This window comes from Streptomyces sp. DSM 116793 (genome assembly GCF_057320905.1).
In genome coordinates this window covers 6,562,487-6,581,350 of the sequence record NZ_CM170494.1, presented here as the reverse complement: position 1 = coordinate 6,581,350, position 18,864 = coordinate 6,562,487, and the positions used below count along the sequence as shown (strand labels likewise).

Here is an 18,864-nt window from a genome sequence, read left to right as displayed (position 1 = left end):
GCGTAAACGGATCGCAGAAGGGAAGGGCTTATACGGCGAACCGAGGGGAAGTGACCGGCCGTGCCCGGGATGCCGGTTGCGGCGCCGCGGGCGGGGAGGGACCTGGCATGGGCGGGCAGCCCTTGTATCTCGAACCGCGGCTCGGACCGCGGCTCAGCGCGTTGCTCGCGGCCACCGAGCTGCTGCACACGCTCACCGGCGCCCTGGGCTCCCCGCTGAACGTGGTCGTCCCCGACCAGATCGCCGAGAACCTGGCGGAGTTCCGTGCGGTGTACCGGGCGCACCACCTGTCCGGGCAGGTCTTCCTCGCCCACAAGGCCAATCGCTCCAGCGCCCTGCTGCGCCGTCTCGCCGCCACGGACGCGGGGGTGGACGTCGCCTCGCTGGGCGAGTTGCAGCACGCGCTGGGCGCCGGGTTCACGCCCGGCCGGATCGTGGCGACCGGGCCCAAGAACCCCGAGTTCCTCTGGCTCGCCGCCCGCACCGGCGTCACCGTCAGCCTGGACTCGCGCGCCGAGCTGGAGCAGCTGGCCGCACTGGTGCGGGGCCATGCGCTGCCCCGGGCCACCGCGCTGCTGCGGTTGTCCGGCTTCGAGACCTCCGGTGTCCGGGTGCTGAGCCGCCGCAGCCGCTTCGGCACGCCCCTGCGGGAGCTGGACGCCCTGCTCGACGCGGCCGAGCGGCACGCCGACGCCGTCGAGCCCGCCGGTGTGGCCTACCACCTGGACACCACCAGCATCGCCGAGAAGGCCGCGGCCCTGGAGGGCTGCCTGACGGCCCTGGAGGAGTGCCGCAAGCGCGGGCTGCGGCCCCGGGCCCTGGACGTCGGCGGCGGGTTCGGCGTCAGCTACCTCGCCCACCGGGAACAGTGGGAGCGGTACACGAGCGAGCTGACGGCCGCCGTCCTCGGCACCCGTCCCCCGCTGACCCGGGGCGGGCACGGCTACGGGCTGCGCAGCGACTCCGGCACGCTGCGCGGCGCCCTCGGCCTCTACCCGGCCCACCGGCCGGTCGCCGGCGCCCGCTACCTCGACGAGCTGCTCGCGCGGCCCGCCGCCGCGCTCGGCGGCAGACCGCTGGGGTCGCTCCTCCTCGACCACCTCTGCGACCTGTACACCGAGCCCGGCCGGGCGCTGGTGGACCAGTGCGGGCTGACGCTGGCGAAGGTGCTTGAGGTGCGCGGGCCAAAGGACGACGGGGCGTTCATGGTGCGGCTGGCGCTGACGGCCGGCGACATGGCCCTGGAGCAGCACGGGGTGCTGGTGGATCCGGTGCTGGTGCCGGCGGTTGCCGGGGCGGCGGTTCCGGGGCCGGCGGACGGGGCGCCGGCGGGCCGGGCGCGGGACGGCGCGGGCCCCGTCGCCGTCCACCTGTTCGGCAGCCTCTGCCTGGAGTCGGACATGGTCACGCGGCGGACGGTCTTCCTGCCGCACCGCCCGGCGCCGGGCGACCTGCTGGCCTTCGCGAACACCGCCGGGTACGCCATGGACTTCCACGCCACCCGCGCCCAGCACCAGCCCGTCGCCAGGACGGCAGCCGTCTGGCAGGAGGCGGGCGGATGGCGCTGGTGCCTGGACGATCAGTACTGGCCGACCACGCCCTCGGAAGGAGCCCAGTGAGGTACGACAGCATCACCGAGGCCATCGGCAACACCCCGCTCGTCCGGATCGACCCGGCCGTGCACGGCCTGGCGCACATCGACCTGTACGCCAAGCTGGAGCTGCTGAACCCGTTCGGCTCGGTGAAGGACCGCGCCGCCTGGCACATGGTCGGCCCGCACCTGGCCGCCGCGGCCCGGGACGGCAGCCAGGTCGTCGAGCTGTCCAGCGGCAACACCGCCAAGGCGCTCGCCGTCATCGCGGGCATGCACGGCCTGGGCTTCAAGAGCGTCACCAACCGGATGCGGGTCCCGGAGATCAAGGACCTGCTGCTGCTCCTCGGCGCGGAGATCGAGGAGCTGCCCGGGCAGAGCGAGTGCCTCGACCCGACCGCGGCGGACGACCCGCTGACCCTCTTCCACCAGGCGCTGTCCGAGCCCGGGAGCACCTACCTGCACACCGACCAGTACTTCAACCCGCGGAACACGGAGGCCCACCTCACCGGCACGGGACCCGAGATCGTCAAGGACCTCGGCGGGCGGGCGCCGGACTGGTTCATCGCCTGTGTGGGCACCGCGGGCTCCTCCACCGGCGTCGCCCAGGCGCTCCGCGGCCATGACCCGGACGTGCGGGTCGTCGGCCTGGTCGCGGAGAAGTCGGACTTCATCCCGGGCATCCGCACCATCGACGAGGCCCACGAAGTCGGTCTCTTCGACCCGGGCACCTACGAGTCGGTGGAGGCGGTGAGCGCCGACGACGCGATCGAGGGGATGCTGACGCTGAACCGCCGGTGCGGCATCATGGCAGGCCCCACCGGCGGTGCCGCCTACTTCGGTGCGGTCCGGCGGCTGCGGCAGGCCGACGCCGAGCTGGCCGGCCGGAGGGGACCGGCCGGGTCCACGGGGCCCACGGAGCCGACGGAGCCGACCGGGCGCCAGACCGCCGTGTTCATTGTCTGCGACCGCGTGGAGAGCTACCTGAGCTACGTCCGCCGGCGCCGCCCCGACCTGTTCGGCGCCGCCCGCCGCGGCACCGCGCTCGCCGACCTGTCCGAGGCGGAGATACGTGCGGCCCCCGCCATCGGCGTCGCGGACGCCCAAGCGTGGCTCGCCACCGGACGGCCGCTCGTCGTCGACCTGCGCAGCCCGTACGCGTACGCCGCGCTGCACATCGACGGCTCGGTCAACATCGTCGACGAGGTCTTCGACGAACTGCTCCGCGGCGGGCTGCCGTTCAGCCGCAGCCGCCCCGTGCTGCTGGCGTGTCCGGTGGGCGAGAAGTCCGGCCGGTACGCCGCGCTGCTCGCCCGTATGGGGCATCCGGACGTGCGCAGCCTGGCCGGGGGCATCATCGCGTGGCGCGACGCGGGCGCACCGCTGGTGCGGGACTGACCGCCATGGCCGCACCCGCGCCCGCGCCCTCTTCCGACCACGGCCCGGACCCGGCGGGCACCGCGGACCTGCTGGACTGGCAGCAGGGGCTCCGCGCGCAGTTCCCCATCATCACCGGGCACCCGCAGCTGGCCTACCTGGACAGCGCGGCCACCACGCAGAAGCCCGCCGCCGTGCTCGACGCCGTGCAGACGTACCTGACCGGGTCCAACGCGAACGCCGGGCGCGGCACCTACCCGTGGGCCAACCGGACCACGGCGCTCGTCGAGGAGACCCGCGAGCGGGTCAAGCGCTTCCTGGGCGACCCGGCGCCGGACCGCTCCGCCGTGCACTTCACCAGCGGCACCACGGAGGGGCTCGCGACCGTCGCCCTCGACTGGCTGCCCGCGCTGCTCGCCGACGGCGACGAGATCGTCGTCCCGGTCGCCGACCACCAGGCGAACATCGTGCCCTGGCTCAAGGCCCGGCGGACGCTGGCCGCCCGCGGGGTGCGCGTGAAGGTCGTCGAGATGCCCTACCAGCGGAGTTCCGGGGACTACGACCACGCCGCGCTGGCCCACCTGGCCGGCCCCCGGACCCGGTTCGTGGCCGTCACGCACGTCCACCACGTCTACGGCGGGAACATGAACGTGCACCGCATCCGGGAGGCGGTCGGCCCGGATGCGGTGATCTGCCTGGACGCCGCCCAGAGCGTCGGTCACCTGCCGGTGTCGGTGGCGGACCTCGACGTCGACTTCGTCGTCTTCTCCGGGCACAAGGCGCTGGCGCTGCCCGGTTCCGGCGCGGTCTGGGCCCGTCAGGCGCGCGGGCCCGCGTTCGTTCCGGACGGCTGGAGCGGCACCCCGAACACGGCGGGCGTCGCCTCCCTCGCCGCCGCGCTGGACTGGCTGGACGTAGCGGGGTGCGACCGCATAGAGCGCTGGACGGTCGCGCTGGCGGCGCGGCTCACCGAGGGGCTGCGGCACCTGGACGCCTACCAGGTGCTCGGCTGCCCGCTCAGCCTCGCCGCGGACTCGGCGGTGCAGCAGCGGCAGGGCATCGTCACGTTCCGGCACCGCGCGATCGACTCCGGCGACCTCGGGTTCATCCTCTTCAGCCACGGCTTCATGGTCCGCTCCGACAACCACTGCCAGGGGGACGGGGGTGAGCGGGAGGGGTCGGTGCGGGTGAGTCTGCACGTCTACAACACGGTCGCGGAAATCGACCGTCTGCTGTCGGTACTGGCGTCCCTCCAGTGACCGCACCCCCGCACCCCTTGCGGGCACCCTCCAGGTCGGGCCCGGCCCCGGCAGGGGCGACCTCACATCGGGTCCCCCTGCGCACCGAACGGTCCGGCAGCCCGCCCAAGACGCGTTCTCCGGTCAGCAATACGGGGGAACCCGGACCCGAAGTGCAATTGGAAACCGTTTCCACCTGTAGGGTCTGACGTGCAGTCGGAAGAGGCAGTGCGAGAACGGCAAGGTGGCACGACGGGATGGGGCTGAGCCTGGCGACGGCCGAGCGATGGGTGGACCGCTGGGAGCACCAGCAGCGGCGTTACGCGGTCGGTCGCGAGGACCGCTTCCATGTGATCGCGGACGTCGTGGAGCACGCGGTCGCGGGCACCGCGGGCCGGCCGCTGGTCGTCGACCTGGGCTGCGGCCCCGGCTCGCTCGCGGCCCGGCTGGCCCGGCGGCTGCCCGCCGCCGACATCGTGGCCGTGGACCGCGACCCGCTGCTGCTCGAACTGGCCCGCACCCACCACCCGGACGCCGCACGCTACGTCGACGCGGTCATCGGCGCGCCGGGCTGGACTCGAGCCCTGGGCCTGGACCGGCCCCTGGACGCGGCCGTCTCCACCACCGCCCTGCACTACCTCGCGCCGACCACCCTGCGCCGCACCTACCGGCAGCTCGCCGCACTCCTGCGGCCGGGCGGCGTCCTCATCAACGGCGACCACCTCCCGCAGGACGACCCCGGCCTCGCCGCGGTCACCGGGTGGGTCGGGCGCCGGGCGGCCGAGCGGCAGCGGGCCTACGACCACGAGGACTGGGAGTCCTGGTGGGCGGCCGTCGCCGCCGACCCCGAACTGGCCGACCTGCTGGCCGAGCGCGACCGCCGCGGCACCGGGCCGTGCGCCCCCGCCGGCCTCTCCCCCACCGCCCACCTCCGCCTGCTCCGGGGGGCCGGCTTCACCCGGGCCGGGACGGTCTGGCAGTGGGGGGACAGCCATGTGATCGTGGCCGTGCGATAGGACCGCGCCACCGCCGGGGCCCAAAGGACGCTGGGCCCCCAACTCCCCTTCTTTAGGCCCGTCTTGGGCCTCGAAGGCTCTGCCCTTGGGCCCTGCCCGATTTCTACGGTCGGGGGGACCTCAGCGGGCCGGACCGATCGTAAGGGGCTCTTGCGATGCGCTGGAGAGATGGCGGAAACGGCGCAGGACAACGTTGTTTCACCGTCCGACAACGTCGTTACAGCGGCCGACAACGTTGTTTCGATGTCCGACAACGTTGTTTCGATGTCCGGCAGGGCTCCTCCGGCTTCCTCCCCCGCCGCCGTTCCGGCACGTTCCCCCGCGACCGCGACCGCGCCCAGGCCAGCCTGGAGTACGTCGCCCTCATAGGGCTCGTCGCGCTCATAGTCGGGGCGCTGCTCGCGCTCTCCGTGCCCGGTGACGTCGCCACCGGCTTCCACGACGCGGTGTGCAGGGTCGTCCGTTTCGACGAGGGCGGCGCCTGCGACACCGACCAGGCCGGCGGCCCGGGCACTCCCCCGGGCGGCGGGGACGACCCGTTCGAACCGTCGAAGTGCCTGCTGGCCCAGGACAAGAAGAAGGACACGGTCCTGGTCGACATCCTCTTCTTCAAGATAAGCGGCTCCACGGAGCTGATGGTGCAGCAGTGGTCCAACGGCGAGGTCACCGTCCAGGAGGTGGAGACCTCAGCGATCGGGGCGGGCGCCGGCATCTCGGCGGGCATTCCGGGCCTGAAGGACTGGGGTGGCGAGGCCTCGCTGAGCGTCGACTACCTGCACGGCAACAGCAAGGGCGGCCAGTGGGTGTTCAACAAGCACAAGTCGGACGACCCGCAGGCCGACCTGGAGGCCAACATGGGCGACGCGAAGAAGTTCATCCAGGGCATGCGGGACGAGGACACCTGCGAGGCCATGCCTCCCATGGTCAATCCGATCAGCGTCGCCGGCTGTGAGAACGACGCGCACGAGGAGATGGACGAGGCCGACGCGGAGGCGATGCCCGACGTGGACGTCACCAAGACGACGGACACGGTCTCCGGCGGCGTGAGCTTCGGCAAGGCGTTCAAGAAGGGCCCCAAGGACGAGAAGGGTGACAAGGACGGCAAGGACGGCAAGGACGGCAAGGACGGCAAGGACGGCGACAAGAAAGGGGACGGCAAGAAGGACGATGACAACAAGGGTGACGACAAGGAGGACGACGGCATAGGCAGCATCTCCGCGGACGGGCTCACCGGTTCGATGTCCGAGGACGTGACGGTGATGCGTACCAGGACCGGCAAGGACGCCGGCAAGATCACATTCGTGTACACGTTCTCGCTGGGCGGGAACGCGGGCCCGGGCGGACAGGCCCGGGCGTCCCGGATGCAGCAGGTGTCCGTGACGTACGACGCCGCCGCCTACGACCAGGAGGAGAAGGACGGGACGCCGCACCACCCGCAGAAGCTGACGATCACGACCAGCGACGAGTCGGGGACGACCGAGGGCGCGGAGGCCGGGGCCGGGGCCAACGCGGGCCCCGTGACCATCGACGTCGGCGGCGGCGGGGGCAAGACCAGGTCGACGATCCACACGGAGTCGGCGCAGGTCGACCTGAGCGGCAAGGACAGCGACACGGTCGAGAACTGGCTGCGCGGCCGGGGCGACGATCCGGCCTCCGACGAGCTGCCGAGCCCGTCCGACGCGGCCAGGCCACAGGCCCCCGACGCCACGCCCATCGAGCGGCTGCTGCACGACAAGGCGCAGCTCTCGAAGATCGACTACGCGGCCAACACCGACTGGTGGAACGCCTCGCTCGGCATCGGCTTCGGCGTGGCCCTCGGCGAGGCCTCCCTCGGCTTCAAGATCTTCGGCATCACCGTCTCCCACGAGCACAAGCAGCAGACGGTCACCGGCAATCCCCAGTACGCGATGGCCCCGGTGGCGGACGGCACACGGCCATGGGTGGAGTGGAAGAAGTGCACACGGACGTCACCGGTGAGCTTCTGAGGGGCCGCCGGCGGCTCCGGCACCGCGGGGACCGTCCGGCCCGCGGCGCCGGCCGTTCGCCGCGGCCCGGACTCGGCAGGCCTCACGCCGTGCCTTCGCCCGTTACGTACGCGGTGCACCGTCACCGTCCGCCCCCGCCACGCCCAAGGTGAGCGGGTCGATGCCGGTGAGGGTGAGGTGGCCGTCGGGGTGGATGACCACTTCCGCGTCGGGGACCGCGTCCAGGTCTGCGAGTGTGTAGCGGTCGCTCAGGAGGTGCACGGTCTTGTTGGCGGAGCCGCGCAGGCCCCGGGCGAGGTGGCGCTCGCGCTCGTAGCGGCCGGCGAGCAGCACGTCCAGGCAGGCGTACAGGCGCGGGGCCTCGGCCATCCGGTCCACCTCGGTGCGGCGGTAGCCGGTGAGGAGCAGGGTGGACAGGGAGGTCTCCGCGCGGACGCGCTCCAGGAGGCGGAGGACGGGGCGGCGTTGCTGGAGCGGTTCACCGCCGCTGATCGTCACGCCCTCGATGCGGTCGCCCAGGCGGCGGATGCGGTCGAAGAGGGTATCGACGGTCACTTCTCGCCCGTCGCTCGCGTCCGCCGCGTCTCCCGCGTTCCGCGGGTGGGTCTCGGGGTTGAAGCAGCCGGGGCAGGCCAGGGTGCAGCCCTGGACCCAGATCACGGCTCGGGTGCCGGGGCCGTTGGCGGCGCTGTGGGCTGCGAAGCCGTGGAGACGCAGAGTGTGGGGGGTCTGCGTCTCCATGTTCCGGCTCCTTGGTCGGCGTGGTCGGGCGGGGGTCGCCCGCCGGGGCTCGTCCTTGGACGCGGCGGCCGACCGGGACGGAGGCGCGCCCGTGCGGACCCCGCGAGCCTATGCGAACCGCCGGTGACCGGGCGGGCCGCTTCGGTGACCAAGGTCGGCGCAGCCCGGTCGCCGAGCAGTCAGCGCAGCCTGATGCCGCTGGCGTCAATGCTGATCGGCATCCACGAACGGTCCGGTGTCCGGTCCTCGTTGCGGATGAAAATCTGACGCTGCGTGGTCACCACGACCCCGTCGACCGTCTCGTGCCGCGTGTCGTAGTGCGCGGTGGGCGAGCCGCCGTTGACCTCGGGCTGGCAGTCGATCCGGCGCTGCATGCCGGTGGCGTCGAAGTAATAGAGCTGGACGGTGTTGTGCACGTCGAGAGTGGTGGGGAACGTCACGCTCAGCCCCTGCCAGGTCTCACCGCCCTCCGTCCACGGCTCGATCTCGGCGGTTTCGACTCCGGGGTAGGTGAACAGGAACGGCTCGACGAGGTAGCTCCAGGTGGCGTACGCCCGGAAGTAGCCCGCCTGGGCCACGGTCCAGGGGCTGTCGATGGTGTATCCGTCGAAGCTCGCCCGCGGCTTCTTCAGGTGCTCCTCCGTACCGTCGGGGTCCTTGACGGTGAGGAGTTCCGCCTCCTTGTCGAAGACGATGACGCGTCCCGAGGGCTGGGTCAGGGACGCCCGCTGGCGGTGGATGTCGGCGACGACGTGGTCGGTGCCGACGAAATCGGGAACTCCCTTGAACTCCCAGAACGGCCCGCCGTAGGTGACGTCCGCTTCGATCGTTGTCGCATTGCGCCACGGGGTGAGACCCCCGTGGGCGTCGATGACCTTGGCAAGCAGCGATGACATGTCCGGTGTTCCTTTCGAATCTTTTTCGCGGGGCGGTTCAGCCGAGCCGGATGTCGTCGAGTTCGATCGAGACGACGACCGGTTCAGGCAGTGAGTGGCCACCCTCATCGGTCAGGTGGACACTCCGCTTCGTCGGGAAGACGAAGCCGTCGAAGTCCCGGTGGTCCCAGCTGTAGTGCGCCGAGACGCCGTCCCCTGGGCCGAACACGTCGGGGTAGTAGTCGTGGCGCCGTATCAGGCCGTCGCCGTCGATGTAATAGGTCTGCACCCGGGTGTGGGCGTGCAGCCGCTCCGGCCAGGTGACCTGGAGGCGCCGCCACGTCTCGCCGTTCTCCTGCCAGGGGGCGAGCTCCGCGAAGGCGAAGCCCGGCTCGGCGAACTGAAAGGGCTCGGTGAGGTACGTCCACATCGCGTAACCCGTGAAGTAGGCGGCGTGCAGTCGGTCCCACTGGGTTTCGAGGGCGTGGCCGGCAAAGGCGGAGCGCGGGTCGACGCGCTCCTCCAGCACCGTGCCGTCGGTGGTCTCGACGGCCACTCGTTGCGGGGTGAACGAACTGCGAAGTCCCGGCTCGCCGAATGGCGTGTGGGAGGCGAACTGGCGGTGCAGCTCGATGCTCGCCGTGTACTCCTGGAGCACACCGTCCTGGCCCTTCATCCCCCACAGGGCCCCGCCGTTGACGACGTGGGCGGTGAGCGTGGAGTAGGAGCGCCAGCGCGCGATGTCGCCGTGTGCGGCGAGCACGATGTCCTTGAGGTCGGTCATGGGGTATTGCCCTTCTTCTACGCTGTTCCTCAGGGGCGGAGAGCCCCGAATGAGGGTGGAGGCCGAGGACGGCCTGTGGGTCAGCGGCCCGCCGCGGTGGTGATAACGGCCGCGGCGCCGCCGAGCTCGGCGAGCGCGCGTCCCGGATCGGTCACCGACGCGTCGATGTAGTGCTCCGCGCCGAGCGCCCGCACAGCCTTCGCCTTCTCCGGCCCGCGGCTGACCGGGGCCACGCGGCACCCCGCCGCAGTGGCCGTTCAGGCACGGTCAGGGTGTCCGAGCGGCAGATGCCGCACGCCTCGACACGGACCCGGACTTCTCCTGCTGCGGGGGAGCGGAGATCGCGCTCTGCGCGCCGGAGGGCGCCGGCCGGCTTCCGTTGCTTCGTAAACGGCTTATGTGGACATGATTCCTTTCACTGGATAAGTATGACTGGTCGTCTCTAAATAGGCGCACATCGGTGCGCGCGGTCCCCGCTGCCGCGATCAGCGCAGCAGGTGCGCGACCATGCGCTCGAAGGTCCGTACGGGGTTCGCCGACGCCGTGGTCTTGGCGTGGACCGCCCCGCCTTCCCAGGCGTTCACGAGGAACTCGGCCAGATCCTCGGCGGGAACGTCGGTGGTGATCTCCCCCGCCTGCTTGGCCTCCTCGATCGCACGGGAGAGGGCAGCCACCCAGGTGTCGAAATAGGCTCCTATGGCCGCCGCCACGACAGGACTGTGCGCGGGCACCTCGCCAGCCAGATTGCCGATCAAGCATCCCCGCTCGGCCGCAACCGCAAGACCGGCGGCGACGAGACCGGCAAAATGCCGCCGGATGCGCTCCAGCGGACTGCCGGCCGAGGAGTCCGCCAGGGCCTCGATGCCGAGTTCACCTGCGTATCTGCGGACCGCCTCCAGAGCAAGATCCTCCTTGCTCGCGAAGTGGTTGTAGAACGTGCCCTTCGGCGCGCCGGCCGCGGTGACCAGGTCCTGGACGCTGGTGCCGTTGTAGCCCTTCCGGTGGAACTGGTCGAGAGCCGCATCGCTCAGCCGCTGCTTCGTGTCGAAGAATGCGGGGCCCTTGGTGCGCGCCATGAGACACCTCCTCCAATAAGTATGACCGGTCGGCTTAGAATGTCAAAATGGAGCACGCACTCTTCTGCCGCTGGCCATTCGTGCGGTCGCCGAGGAGTTGGGCGCCAGTCCCGCTGCGGTGGCCTCGGCCTGGGCTCGCAGCCGTCCCGGTATGACGACCACGTTGATCGGCGCGCGTCGTATCGACCAGTTCGACGCCAACCTGGCTGCTCCGGACGTCACGCTGTCCGACACACGGAGTGCCGAGCTGGACGCGGTGTCCGCACCCGGGCTGAACTTCCCAGCGGACAACAACAGGACGCTGGCACCGATGCTCCAGTTCGCAGGTGCCGCGGTGGACGGGCGTCCGCCCACCGCCTCTCCCCGGCTCGCCTCCCATGGATTGCCCCGGAGTGCCGCGGGGACAACGCTCCGCCGAAGACCATGAGGAACTGCTCGGCAAGTACGCCGGGTTCGGGTGCGTGCTCCCGCCTCCGCGGTCCACTTCGCGAAGTACCCCTGCAGAAATTCCTTGGAGGAAATCAGTCGCCGGTCACGTCGTCGTCCAAGTCGACCCGGACGGTCAGCAGGTTCGTGCCCAGGGCGCGGACCGCCGCGCTGTTGAGGCGGGGCAGGGTTCTGAGGCGGGCCGCGGCGTCGTCCTCGGGGAGGAGGTGGGCCGTGCCGGTGTGCCAGTGGCCCTTGAGGCGGACGCGGACACGGGGGTCGGCCTGGATGTTGCGCACGTAGTGCGACTTCTCGCCGTACTCCGAGACCAGCCAGAACGCGTCACCGGTGCGGCGCCCGCCGACCGGGGTGCGGCGTGGCAGGCCGGAGGTGCGGCCCGTGGTCTCCAGGAGGACCTGGCTCGGCAGCCGGCTGGCGAGCGGGTTGGCGACGTGGCGCTGGAACGCCGTCACGACCCGGTGCTTGATGTCGTCGTACTGGGCCATGCCTGTTCTCCCTGCCGTGGTGCCGGGTTCCTCCCGGCGATTATCGGCCGCCCGCGGCCGGGCGGGGTGCCCGGCGCACGGCCCGCCGCCGGACTCACCCTCCCGGCAGCGGCGGTCAGAGTCGTTCCAGTCCCTCTCTCACCGCCTGGAGCAGACCGAGGTCGAAGGTGCCGGTCCTGCCCACCGGGGCCCGTGCCACCACCAGGCCGAACTGGAGCAGGTCGCCGATGAGGATCTTCGTCACGGACACCGGGAGGTTGAGGTCCGCGCTGACCTCCGCCACCACCGCGGGCGTCCGGCACTGGTTGACGATCCTGCGGTGCTCCGGTTCCAGGCCGGGGCGTGGCGCCGGTTCGCCCTCGGGGGCGACGGTGGTGACCACCGTGATCAGTTCGAGGTCGGAGCGCCCGGGGGCGGTGCGGCCCCGGGTGATCGTGAAGGGCCGGACCAGTGAGTCATCGGCGTCCGGTTCCAGGCCGTCCGTCCAGTGGCTCACACACGCCCACCCCCGTCGGTGCCACCGGTCTGTGTCCGGTGCTCCGTACCGAGCTTCCTGCCGACCTGCTGGATCAGGGTGTGCATGGCCACGGACATCAGTTCGGCGTCCACGTCCTGGGAGGCCACCACGGCCAGATGGGTGCCGCGGCCCGCGGTGGTGATGAAGAGCCACAGGTCCGTCAGCTCGACGATGACCTGGCGCACGTCGCCGCCGTCGAACAGGTCGTCGACGCCCCGGGCCAGGCTCTGGTGGCCGGTGGCGATGGCGGCGAGCCGCTCGGCGTCGGCGCGTTCCAGGGTGTCCGACTGGCTGACCACGAGTCCGTCGTCGGACAGGACGATGGCGTGCCGGGCACCGGCGACCTGGCCGACCAGGCCGTCCAGCAGCCAGTCGAGGTCCCGGTCGGTAGCGGTGGTTCGCTGTGTCATGGCGCATCTTCCGTGAAGGTCGGACGGGAATCGGGTGTGGGTGCACCGGGGGCGGGCGGGGCGGTCCCCGGCGGCCGGCCGACCCGGCCCGGCGGTGCGTCGGGTTCCCGCGGCGGCGGGCCGCTCCACTCCGGCGGTGCGTCGGCTTCCCGCGGCGGTCGGCCACCCCGCGGCGGCGGCTCATCGCCTTCCTGTGGTGAGTGGCCCTCCCATCGCGGCGGCCCATCGGTCTCCTGCGGTGGTCGGCCGCTCCACGCCGGCGGCCCATCGGTCTCCTGCCCTGGTCGGCCACTCCACGCCGGCGGCCCATCGGTCTCCTGCCCTGGTCGGCCACTCCGTTGCGGCCCGTCAGTCGGCTGCGCCGGTCGGCCGCTCCACCGCGACGGCCCCTCGGGCACCTGCGGCCGTCGGCCGCGGGACAGCCGGGACTGCCGCTGGAACGCACCGATCGCGGCGCCGGACCGCTCCGGGTGCGGGTTCTCGCGTGGCTCGCGGCCGTCCTGGCCGCCGGGCCTGCGGGGACCGCGCCGGGGATCCTTCAACTCGGGCGCGATGCTGGCCTGCCGGACGCGCTTGGGCAGCGGGGAGAGGGGGCCGGGTGCGGCGTCGGGGCCGGAGCCGGCCGAGGTGGCGCCCGGGACGCGACCACCGGACGGAGCGGCGGCCGTACGGCGCGGCAGCGGTCCCGGGGCCGGGAGCGAGTCGGGGCCGGGGCCCGGGGGCCGCTGTGCGTCCGCTCCCGGTGTCGGGGCGGACGGCGAGCGGACCGGGATCTCCGGTCCCTGGCCGCGTGTGCGGGCCGGGAGCCGGGACGGCCCCTCGTCGGCCGGTTCGGGAGCGGTGCCGGCCCACGACGGGACACCCCGCCCGGACGCACCGCCCTGATCGGAAACATCACCCCGCCCGAGCGCACCGCCCCGCCCTGGGTCACCGTCCTGCCCGGCGGCACCGGCCTGCGCGGGCACCTGAGCCACGTCCTGCGGCGCGTCCTGCCGTACGCCCTGAGCTGTGCCCCACGGAGGCAGAAGTGCGGCCCCCTGCACGGGGGACGACGGGTCCGGCCGGGGCGCGGGCGGCAACTCGGCGCGGGCGTGCCCGGGCTGCTGTCCGGCGCCCACCGCGCCGTCCCCGGGCTGCCGCCCGCCGCCCACCGCGCCGTCGCCGGGCTGCCGCCCGCCGCCCACCGCGCCGTCCCCGGGCTGCCGCCGGGCGCGCACCGGCGCCGCTTCCCGAGCCGGAGCCGCCACCTCCCGAGCTGAACCCGCAACCCCCCGACCCGGGCCTGCCACCTCCCGAGCCGGACCCGCAGAGTCCCACACCGGACCCGCGACCTCCCGCACCGGATCCGTGCGCCGGGTGGCCCGGTGGCGGCCGGTGCCGTCGGGGGTGTTGGCGGCCCGCAGGCGCGCCCGGGAGCTGACCGGCGTCTCCACGTCCGCCGCGCCCGGCGGGGGCGGCTCCGCGACCAGGTCCGCGGGGACCATCACGATCACCCGTGTACCGCCGTACACCGAGGGCCGGAACTCCACCTGGAGCCCCAGGTCGGAGGCGAGCCGCGCCACCACGTACAGGCCGAGCCTGGCGTCCTCCGCGCGGGCGACCACGTCCAGTTCGGGGGGCTCGGCCATCAGCCTGTTGACGGCGTCGTAGCCCTCGGGGTCCATGCCGAGGCCGCGGTCCTCGATCTCCACGGCGAGCCCCCGGCCGACCAGTCCGGCGCGTGCCTCGACCGGGTTGGGCGGCTTCGAGAACGCGGCGGCGTTCTCCATCAGCTCGGCCAGGATGTGCACGAGGGGGCCGACCGCGCGTCCGGAGAGCCAGGTGTCGGGACCGACCTCGATCTGGATCCTGCGGTAGTCCTGCACCTCGCCGAGGGCGGCGCGCAGTACGTCGACGGCCCGGACCGGCTTGCGCCAGCGGCGCTGCGGCTGCCCGCCGCCGAGCACCACCAGGTTCTCCTCGTAGCGGCGCAGGCGGGACGTCAGGTGGTCGAGGTCGAACAGGCCCTCCAGGATCTCCGGGTCCTCCTGGCCGCGCTCCATCTCGTCGAGCTTCTTGAGCTGGAGGCCGATGAGGAGCTGGGTGCGGCGGGCGATGCGCTGCAGCATCTGCTGGAAGCCGCGGTGCTGCTCGGTCTCGCGGACGGCGGTCTCGATCGCGGTGCGCCGGGCGGTGTTGAGCGCCTGGCCGAGCCGGCCCAGCTCGTCGTGCCGGTAGGGGATCTCGCGGGCCTCGGCGGCCACGGCGTCGATGGCGTCCACGGCATCCACATCGACGTACTCACCGGCCCGAAGCCGCTCCATGACCGCGGGCAGTTCCGTCTCCAGGCGGGCGGCCTCGTCGCGCAGGGCGAGGATGCGGCGCCGCAGCGAGCCGGTGAGCAGCACGCTGAGGACGATCACGACGAGGACGGTGCCCAGGCAGAGGGCGCCGTAGGTGCGCATGCGGACCTTCAGCTCGTCCACCGCGCCGTCGGCGACGCGGTCGGCGACCGCGGCGCGCCGGCCGATGATCGAGACGAACTGCGGCTTGACCGTGCGCATCGCCTGCCGCCACTGGCCACTGGTGCGGGGCAGGTCGGCGGTGTCCACGGGGTGGTGGCCGATGAGGGTGGCCTCCACGACGGTCTTGGTCTCCCAGGCGTCGTTGCCGGTGAGGTTCTGCAGGCTGTCCCGCTCGTCCTCGGTGACCCGGGGGGTGATCTCGCTGTCGAGGAGGAAGGTCTGGGTGCCGATCCACTGGCTGAAGTTGGACCGGTCGTCCTGGCGGAAACTGTCGGAGGCCCAGCTGTAGCTGAGCACCGCGTCCTCACGGGAGAGCATCTCGTCGGCCCACATCAGGTCGGTGAGCGGCTGGAACGCGGTGGCCAGCTCGCCGTTGTCGGCGTTGCCGAGGGCCTCGAAGAAGGCGAGTCCCGACTCGATGATGCCGGTGAACGACTGGAAGGCGATCTCGTCGGTGATGGTGTGCTCGTCGACGGACCTGCGGATCTCGCGGACCTGGAGGACGGCGTCGCGTTCCTTGCCGAGCGCGTCGCGGAGCTGGCTCCTGAGCAGGGCGGAGGGCTTGCCGGCGGTCGCGTCCCGTAACGCGTCGATCGCCTCGTCGGTGCGTCTGCGCTGGGCCATCATGGCGTCCTTGGAGGCGGTGTCGTCCGCGATCACCAGGCCGGTGAGCCGGCGCTCCTCCTGGATCTGGAGCGTGACGTCGCGGGCGAGCGCCCCGCTGCGGTCGGTGAGGGTGTCCTGCGCGGCGAGCCTCTGCCAGTCGAGGCCGAGCTGGGCGGTGCTCAGGCCCCAGAGGGCGAGCAGCGCGAGGCTCGGCACAAGGGCCAAGAAGACGAGAACCATACGGAGCGAACCGAGGCGGGAGACCTGGCCGTCCCGCCCCGACCCGCTTTTCAGCGTTGTCATGTTCCCCCGCAGCGGCCCCCGGCAACGGGCGCCGCAGTCTGACGACGTGTAGGTGGCGTGATGCTAGTGCGACCCCGGGGAGGACGGAACACGAATACCTAAACCCCTGGGGCTGGTCACGCACCTGCCACGCCTGCCGCTCCGTCCCGACCCCGGCGCGGGCCGAACGGGGCTGCGCACCGCATCGTATGACGGGGCGTCAGCGCATGTACATGGCGTCTCCGATTGTCCTGGCCCGCTGTTCCACCGCGGTTTTCGACGTGTTCACGGGAACCGGCCCCGTGTCGCCGGTACCGACCTGCCGCCCCCGGTATTCGAAAGACCACGCCGCCGAGTTCGACGCCGGCCTCATGGGTGAACCGAGCCGGTACACGGCTGGTGGCCGCCTCACGGAAACGGGGTCATCGCCAAAGCCGTCCTCGCCCTGGAGAGACGCCGCTGAAAACGCTCAGTGGGCAGTTTCAGCACCTCGAAGCCGGCGGGGATCACGCCGGGGTCGTCATCCCGGGGAGCGTCGCGACCTGCCGCCGGTTCACGCAGAACATGCACGTTCAGCCGTAGATCTCCCACAACTGGTTGGGGCCCCGGTGGCAGTCCCAGATCTGGACCTTGGTGCCGTTGGCCGGAAGGGTGTTGGCGTCCGCGTCAAGGCACTCGCTGGCGGCGAGGTTGAAGAACCAGTCCGGGTAATTGCGCAGGTCCATCTCCCACAACTGGTTGGCTCCTCCGTTGCAGTCCCACAGCTGGACCTTGGTGCCGTTGGCCGGGAGGGTGTTGGCGTCGGCGTCCAGGCATTTGTACGGTTGGCTGCCCGCGCCGACCTGCAGGTTGTAATAGTCCGGTGAAGGTGCGTTGCGAGCTTCCGACATGTACCAGACCTGGTTCGCCGCGTTGTTGCAGTCCCAGATCTGCACTTTGGTGCCGTTGGCCGGGAGCGTGTTGGCGTCCGCATCGAGGCACTTGTTGGTCTCGGTGACCGCGTTCGTGATGATGTGCCGCAGGCGGTAGACGAGCTTCAGGCCCCGAGCTCGCTCGGAGGCGAGGGAGGCCCTGACTGCTGGAATCTCGGCCGGGGACGACACGTCCACGATCCGGACGACTTTCGATGATCGGTCCCAGAGTTGTCGGGGCGCGGCCACCCCGCTGTCCGCGGCATGGGCAGAAGCCGGAGCAAGGGCGAGCGCGCTCGACACGGCCGTGATCACCGCCGCGAACCTTATCCTGCGCGGACACATCCCCGTGGGCATGAGCGACCACGCTCCTTTACCTTTAGCGCTGCCACAGCTACGGGCAGTATCCGGGCTGTGGAGGTCCGCGGAGTATCCCTCGGACGAATGAACCGCTGTGGTTCCGAGCGGGCGGTAACCAGGTAAATCAGGTAGACGAGCAGGTCGGGTTCATCGGGGCCGTAACCCACGGCTCTCATTCACCCCGGCCGCCCGAGCCACGGCTCGAATGCCGCCATGTCCCAGCCCTCGGGCCTCTGCGGCCATCGGTAGTCGCCGCTGTCGTTCGTCCAGATGCGGGAACAACACGGTGAACTTCACGGCGAGTTGCTCACGGGCCTCATCCGAGATGCGCATACGACACCAACGAGCCCCGGCCCCTGAAAGCAACACCTTGATGGTCGGCAGACCCTGAGTCACTCCAGTCGCCGTTCGCTATCGACGCTGATCAGAGCTGCTCTTCTGGCCCACCAGGCCCGCGAGAGCGGACAAGTTCCCCGAGGGCGGGTGGATTTGCGGCGGCGGATGCGGGCCTAGGTTGTGGGGCTCGGGAAGTCATCCTGCAGCTCACGCTGCGTATCTGCACTCGTTGACAGCTCTGCCGAGGACGCGGGTGCGCAGGAGCCTTTGCGCCTGGGGCGTCCCCCACAGCGTGCTGGTCCTGAGCCTCGGGCGGTCGTTGGTCTCGGGCCCGGTGCGGTCGATGCCTGTTGTCTCAGCCGCTCACGACCGGGAGCAGTTGCCGTACCGCCTCCGCCATGGCCTGCCGACCGCGGGCCAGGTATGGGCGGGGGTCCGTCTGGTCCGGCTGGGCTGCCAGCGCCTCGCGGACCGCGCGCGTGAAGGCCATGCCGAGTGCCGTGCCGATGTTGACCTTCGCGATGCCCGCCCGGACGGCGCGCCGCAGTTCATGGTCGTCGACGCCCGACGAACCGTGCAGTACAAGGGGGACGGGCACGGCTTCCCGTAGACGTTCGATCAGTGCGTGGTCCAGGGACGCCGAGCGCTCGGTCATCGCGTGGCTGCTGCCGACGGCGACGGCCAGGGCGTCCACGCCGGTGTCCGCGACGTAGCGCGCCGCCTCCTGCGGGTCGGTGCGCACCCCGGCCGCGTGGGCGTTCGCGGGGGCGTCGGGTTTGCCGCCCACGTAGCCGAGTTCGGCCTCCAGCCACAGCCCCGCGCCGTGTGCCCACTCGGCCGCGGCACGGGTGGCGGCGAGGTTCACGGTGTACGGCTGTGCCCCGGCGTCGAACATCGCGGAGGAGAACCCGGCGTCGGCCGCCGTGCGCAGCAGTCGCATGTCCGTCACGTGGTCCAGATGCAGTGCGACGTCGACGCCACAGATGCGGCCGACCTCCGCCGCGGCCCGCGCGATGGGCTCGACCCGCCCGTTGTGGAACCGCACGGCGTTCTCGCTGATCTGCAGGATCACCGGGATGCCTGCCGCGGCGGCGCCGTCGGTCACCGCCTCGGCGTGCTCCAGCGTGATCACGTTGAACGCGGCGACGGCCCGGTGGCCGGCAGCGGCCTTCGCGACGAGTTCGCGTGTGGAGACCAACGGCATGGGTTGTTCGCCTCGCTTTCGTGGCCGGCCTGCTTCGTGGCGGCCGGTACGGACGTGCCGTGCGCGGGCGGGTACGGACGGGGCACGTCCGTTACCGGTCCGCGCAGGGGTGCCTTTCG

Annotated in this window: 16 protein-coding genes and 2 pseudogenes; 6 read left to right on the top strand and 12 right to left on the bottom strand. The window is 71.8% G+C overall.

All coding sequences use genetic code 11. The features are described 5' to 3' along the window. The first annotated feature begins 107 nt into the window (after positions 1–107). The 5 genes from ACSMXW_RS25900 to ACSMXW_RS25880 all read left to right on the top strand — a co-directional run bounded on the left by ACSMXW_RS25900 (position 108) and on the right by ACSMXW_RS25880 (position 7,207). Entirely contained in the window at positions 108–1,619 is a 1,512-nt protein-coding gene (locus ACSMXW_RS25900) for an alanine racemase (RefSeq protein ID WP_485799789.1), read from the top strand. Continuing rightward, positions 1,616–2,989 (top strand): pyridoxal-phosphate dependent enzyme, encoded by a 1,374-nt coding sequence (locus ACSMXW_RS25895; RefSeq protein WP_485799788.1) that lies wholly within the window; start codon positions 1,616–1,618, stop codon positions 2,987–2,989. Before ACSMXW_RS25900 ends, ACSMXW_RS25895 begins: the two co-directional genes overlap by 4 nt. Positions 2,990–2,994: 5 nt before the next feature. Continuing rightward, the gene (locus ACSMXW_RS25890; protein ID WP_485799787.1) at positions 2,995–4,227 is read left to right on the top strand and encodes an aminotransferase class V-fold PLP-dependent enzyme; all 1,233 of its coding nucleotides are present in this window, start codon (positions 2,995–2,997) and stop codon (positions 4,225–4,227) included. A 236-nt stretch (positions 4,228–4,463) separates the two neighbouring features. Next, entirely contained in the window at positions 4,464–5,222 is a 759-nt protein-coding gene (locus ACSMXW_RS25885; RefSeq protein WP_485799786.1) for a class I SAM-dependent methyltransferase, read from the top strand. Between the two features lie 155 nt (positions 5,223–5,377). Then, complete coding sequence (locus ACSMXW_RS25880; RefSeq protein ID WP_485799785.1) at positions 5,378–7,207, top strand: hypothetical protein; 1,830 nt, start codon at positions 5,378–5,380, stop codon at positions 7,205–7,207. Between the two features lie 102 nt (positions 7,208–7,309). Here the strand turns inward: ACSMXW_RS25880 and ACSMXW_RS25875 are convergent, their stop codons facing one another. The 5 genes and pseudogenes from ACSMXW_RS25875 to ACSMXW_RS25855 form a co-directional block, all read right to left on the bottom strand. Then, positions 7,310–7,948 (bottom strand): 4Fe-4S single cluster domain-containing protein, encoded by a 639-nt coding sequence (locus tag ACSMXW_RS25875; protein ID WP_485799784.1) that lies wholly within the window; start codon positions 7,946–7,948, stop codon positions 7,310–7,312. Positions 7,949–8,127: 179 nt separating this feature from the next. Then, positions 8,128–8,844 (bottom strand): hypothetical protein, encoded by a 717-nt coding sequence (locus ACSMXW_RS25870; protein ID WP_485799783.1) that lies wholly within the window; start codon positions 8,842–8,844, stop codon positions 8,128–8,130. Positions 8,845–8,881: 37 nt separating this feature from the next. Beyond that, positions 8,882–9,607 (bottom strand): hypothetical protein, encoded by a 726-nt coding sequence (locus ACSMXW_RS25865; RefSeq protein ID WP_485799782.1) that lies wholly within the window; start codon positions 9,605–9,607, stop codon positions 8,882–8,884. 80 nt (positions 9,608–9,687) lie between these two features. Then, positions 9,688–9,849: pseudogene (locus ACSMXW_RS25860) on the bottom strand (alcohol dehydrogenase); the annotation flags it as partial. Positions 9,850–10,092: 243 nt separating this feature from the next. Next, positions 10,093–10,683, bottom strand: coding sequence for a TetR/AcrR family transcriptional regulator (locus ACSMXW_RS25855; protein WP_485799781.1), 591 nt, complete (start codon positions 10,681–10,683; stop codon positions 10,093–10,095). Positions 10,684–10,747: 64 nt separating this feature from the next. On the opposite strand from ACSMXW_RS25855, the gene ACSMXW_RS25850 reads away from it, so the two are divergent. Beyond that, positions 10,748–11,110 carry an aldo/keto reductase gene (locus ACSMXW_RS25850; RefSeq protein WP_485808320.1) on the top strand — a complete coding sequence of 121 codons (363 nt, stop codon included), beginning with the start codon at positions 10,748–10,750 and terminating at the stop codon, positions 11,108–11,110. Between the two features lie 94 nt (positions 11,111–11,204). Here the strand turns inward: ACSMXW_RS25850 and ACSMXW_RS25845 are convergent, their stop codons facing one another. From ACSMXW_RS25845 to ACSMXW_RS25815, 7 genes and pseudogenes are all read right to left on the bottom strand, one after another. Then, a complete protein-coding gene (locus tag ACSMXW_RS25845) occupies positions 11,205–11,615 on the bottom strand; it encodes a nitroreductase/quinone reductase family protein (RefSeq protein ID WP_485799780.1) in 411 nt (136 codons plus the stop codon). Positions 11,616–11,730: 115 nt separating this feature from the next. Beyond that, on the bottom strand, positions 11,731–12,111 hold the full coding sequence (locus tag ACSMXW_RS25840; protein WP_485799779.1) for a DUF742 domain-containing protein: 381 nt from the start codon (positions 12,109–12,111) through the stop codon (positions 11,731–11,733). Continuing rightward, positions 12,108–12,542, bottom strand: a complete 435-nt coding sequence (locus tag ACSMXW_RS25835; RefSeq protein WP_485799777.1) for a roadblock/LC7 domain-containing protein — start codon at positions 12,540–12,542, stop codon at positions 12,108–12,110. The genes ACSMXW_RS25840 and ACSMXW_RS25835 overlap by 4 nt, the downstream gene beginning before the upstream one ends. Continuing rightward, positions 12,539–15,868, bottom strand: a complete 3,330-nt coding sequence (locus ACSMXW_RS25830) for a sensor histidine kinase (RefSeq protein ID WP_485808319.1) — start codon at positions 15,866–15,868, stop codon at positions 12,539–12,541. Before ACSMXW_RS25830 ends, ACSMXW_RS25835 begins: the two co-directional genes overlap by 4 nt. A gap of 638 nt (positions 15,869–16,506) precedes the next feature. Continuing rightward, the gene (locus ACSMXW_RS25825) at positions 16,507–17,202 is read right to left on the bottom strand and encodes an RICIN domain-containing protein (protein WP_485799776.1); all 696 of its coding nucleotides are present in this window, start codon (positions 17,200–17,202) and stop codon (positions 16,507–16,509) included. 171 nt (positions 17,203–17,373) lie between these two features. Then, positions 17,374–17,538 (bottom strand): annotated as a pseudogene (locus tag ACSMXW_RS25820) (ISAzo13 family transposase); the annotation flags it as partial. Positions 17,539–17,896: 358 nt separating this feature from the next. Beyond that, positions 17,897–18,745, bottom strand: coding sequence for a class II fructose-bisphosphate aldolase (locus ACSMXW_RS25815; RefSeq protein WP_485799774.1), 849 nt, complete (start codon positions 18,743–18,745; stop codon positions 17,897–17,899). Positions 18,746–18,864 lie beyond the last annotated feature (119 nt).

Excerpts from the sequence above, each read along its gene's own strand:
- ACSMXW_RS25900 (WP_485799789.1), top strand. The coding sequence starts at position 108 with ATGGGCGGGCAGCCCTTGTATCTCGAACCGCGGCTCGGACCGCGGCTC.
- ACSMXW_RS25890 (WP_485799787.1), top strand. The coding sequence starts at position 2,995 with ATGGCCGCACCCGCGCCCGCGCCCTCTTCCGACCACGGCCCGGACCCG.
- ACSMXW_RS25845 (WP_485799780.1), bottom strand. The coding sequence starts at position 11,615 with ATGGCCCAGTACGACGACATCAAGCACCGGGTCGTGACGGCGTTCCAG.
- ACSMXW_RS25815 (WP_485799774.1), bottom strand. The coding sequence starts at position 18,745 with ATGCCGTTGGTCTCCACACGCGAACTCGTCGCGAAGGCCGCTGCCGGC.
- ACSMXW_RS25880 (WP_485799785.1), top strand. The coding sequence starts at position 5,378 with ATGCGCTGGAGAGATGGCGGAAACGGCGCAGGACAACGTTGTTTCACC.
- ACSMXW_RS25865 (WP_485799782.1), bottom strand. The coding sequence starts at position 9,607 with ATGACCGACCTCAAGGACATCGTGCTCGCCGCACACGGCGACATCGCG.
- ACSMXW_RS25855 (WP_485799781.1), bottom strand. The coding sequence starts at position 10,683 with ATGGCGCGCACCAAGGGCCCCGCATTCTTCGACACGAAGCAGCGGCTG.
- ACSMXW_RS25885 (WP_485799786.1), top strand. The coding sequence starts at position 4,464 with ATGGGGCTGAGCCTGGCGACGGCCGAGCGATGGGTGGACCGCTGGGAG.
- ACSMXW_RS25870 (WP_485799783.1), bottom strand. The coding sequence starts at position 8,844 with ATGTCATCGCTGCTTGCCAAGGTCATCGACGCCCACGGGGGTCTCACC.
- ACSMXW_RS25875 (WP_485799784.1), bottom strand. The coding sequence starts at position 7,948 with ATGGAGACGCAGACCCCCCACACTCTGCGTCTCCACGGCTTCGCAGCC.
- ACSMXW_RS25835 (WP_485799777.1), bottom strand. The coding sequence starts at position 12,542 with ATGACACAGCGAACCACCGCTACCGACCGGGACCTCGACTGGCTGCTG.
- ACSMXW_RS25825 (WP_485799776.1), bottom strand. The coding sequence starts at position 17,202 with ATGCCCACGGGGATGTGTCCGCGCAGGATAAGGTTCGCGGCGGTGATC.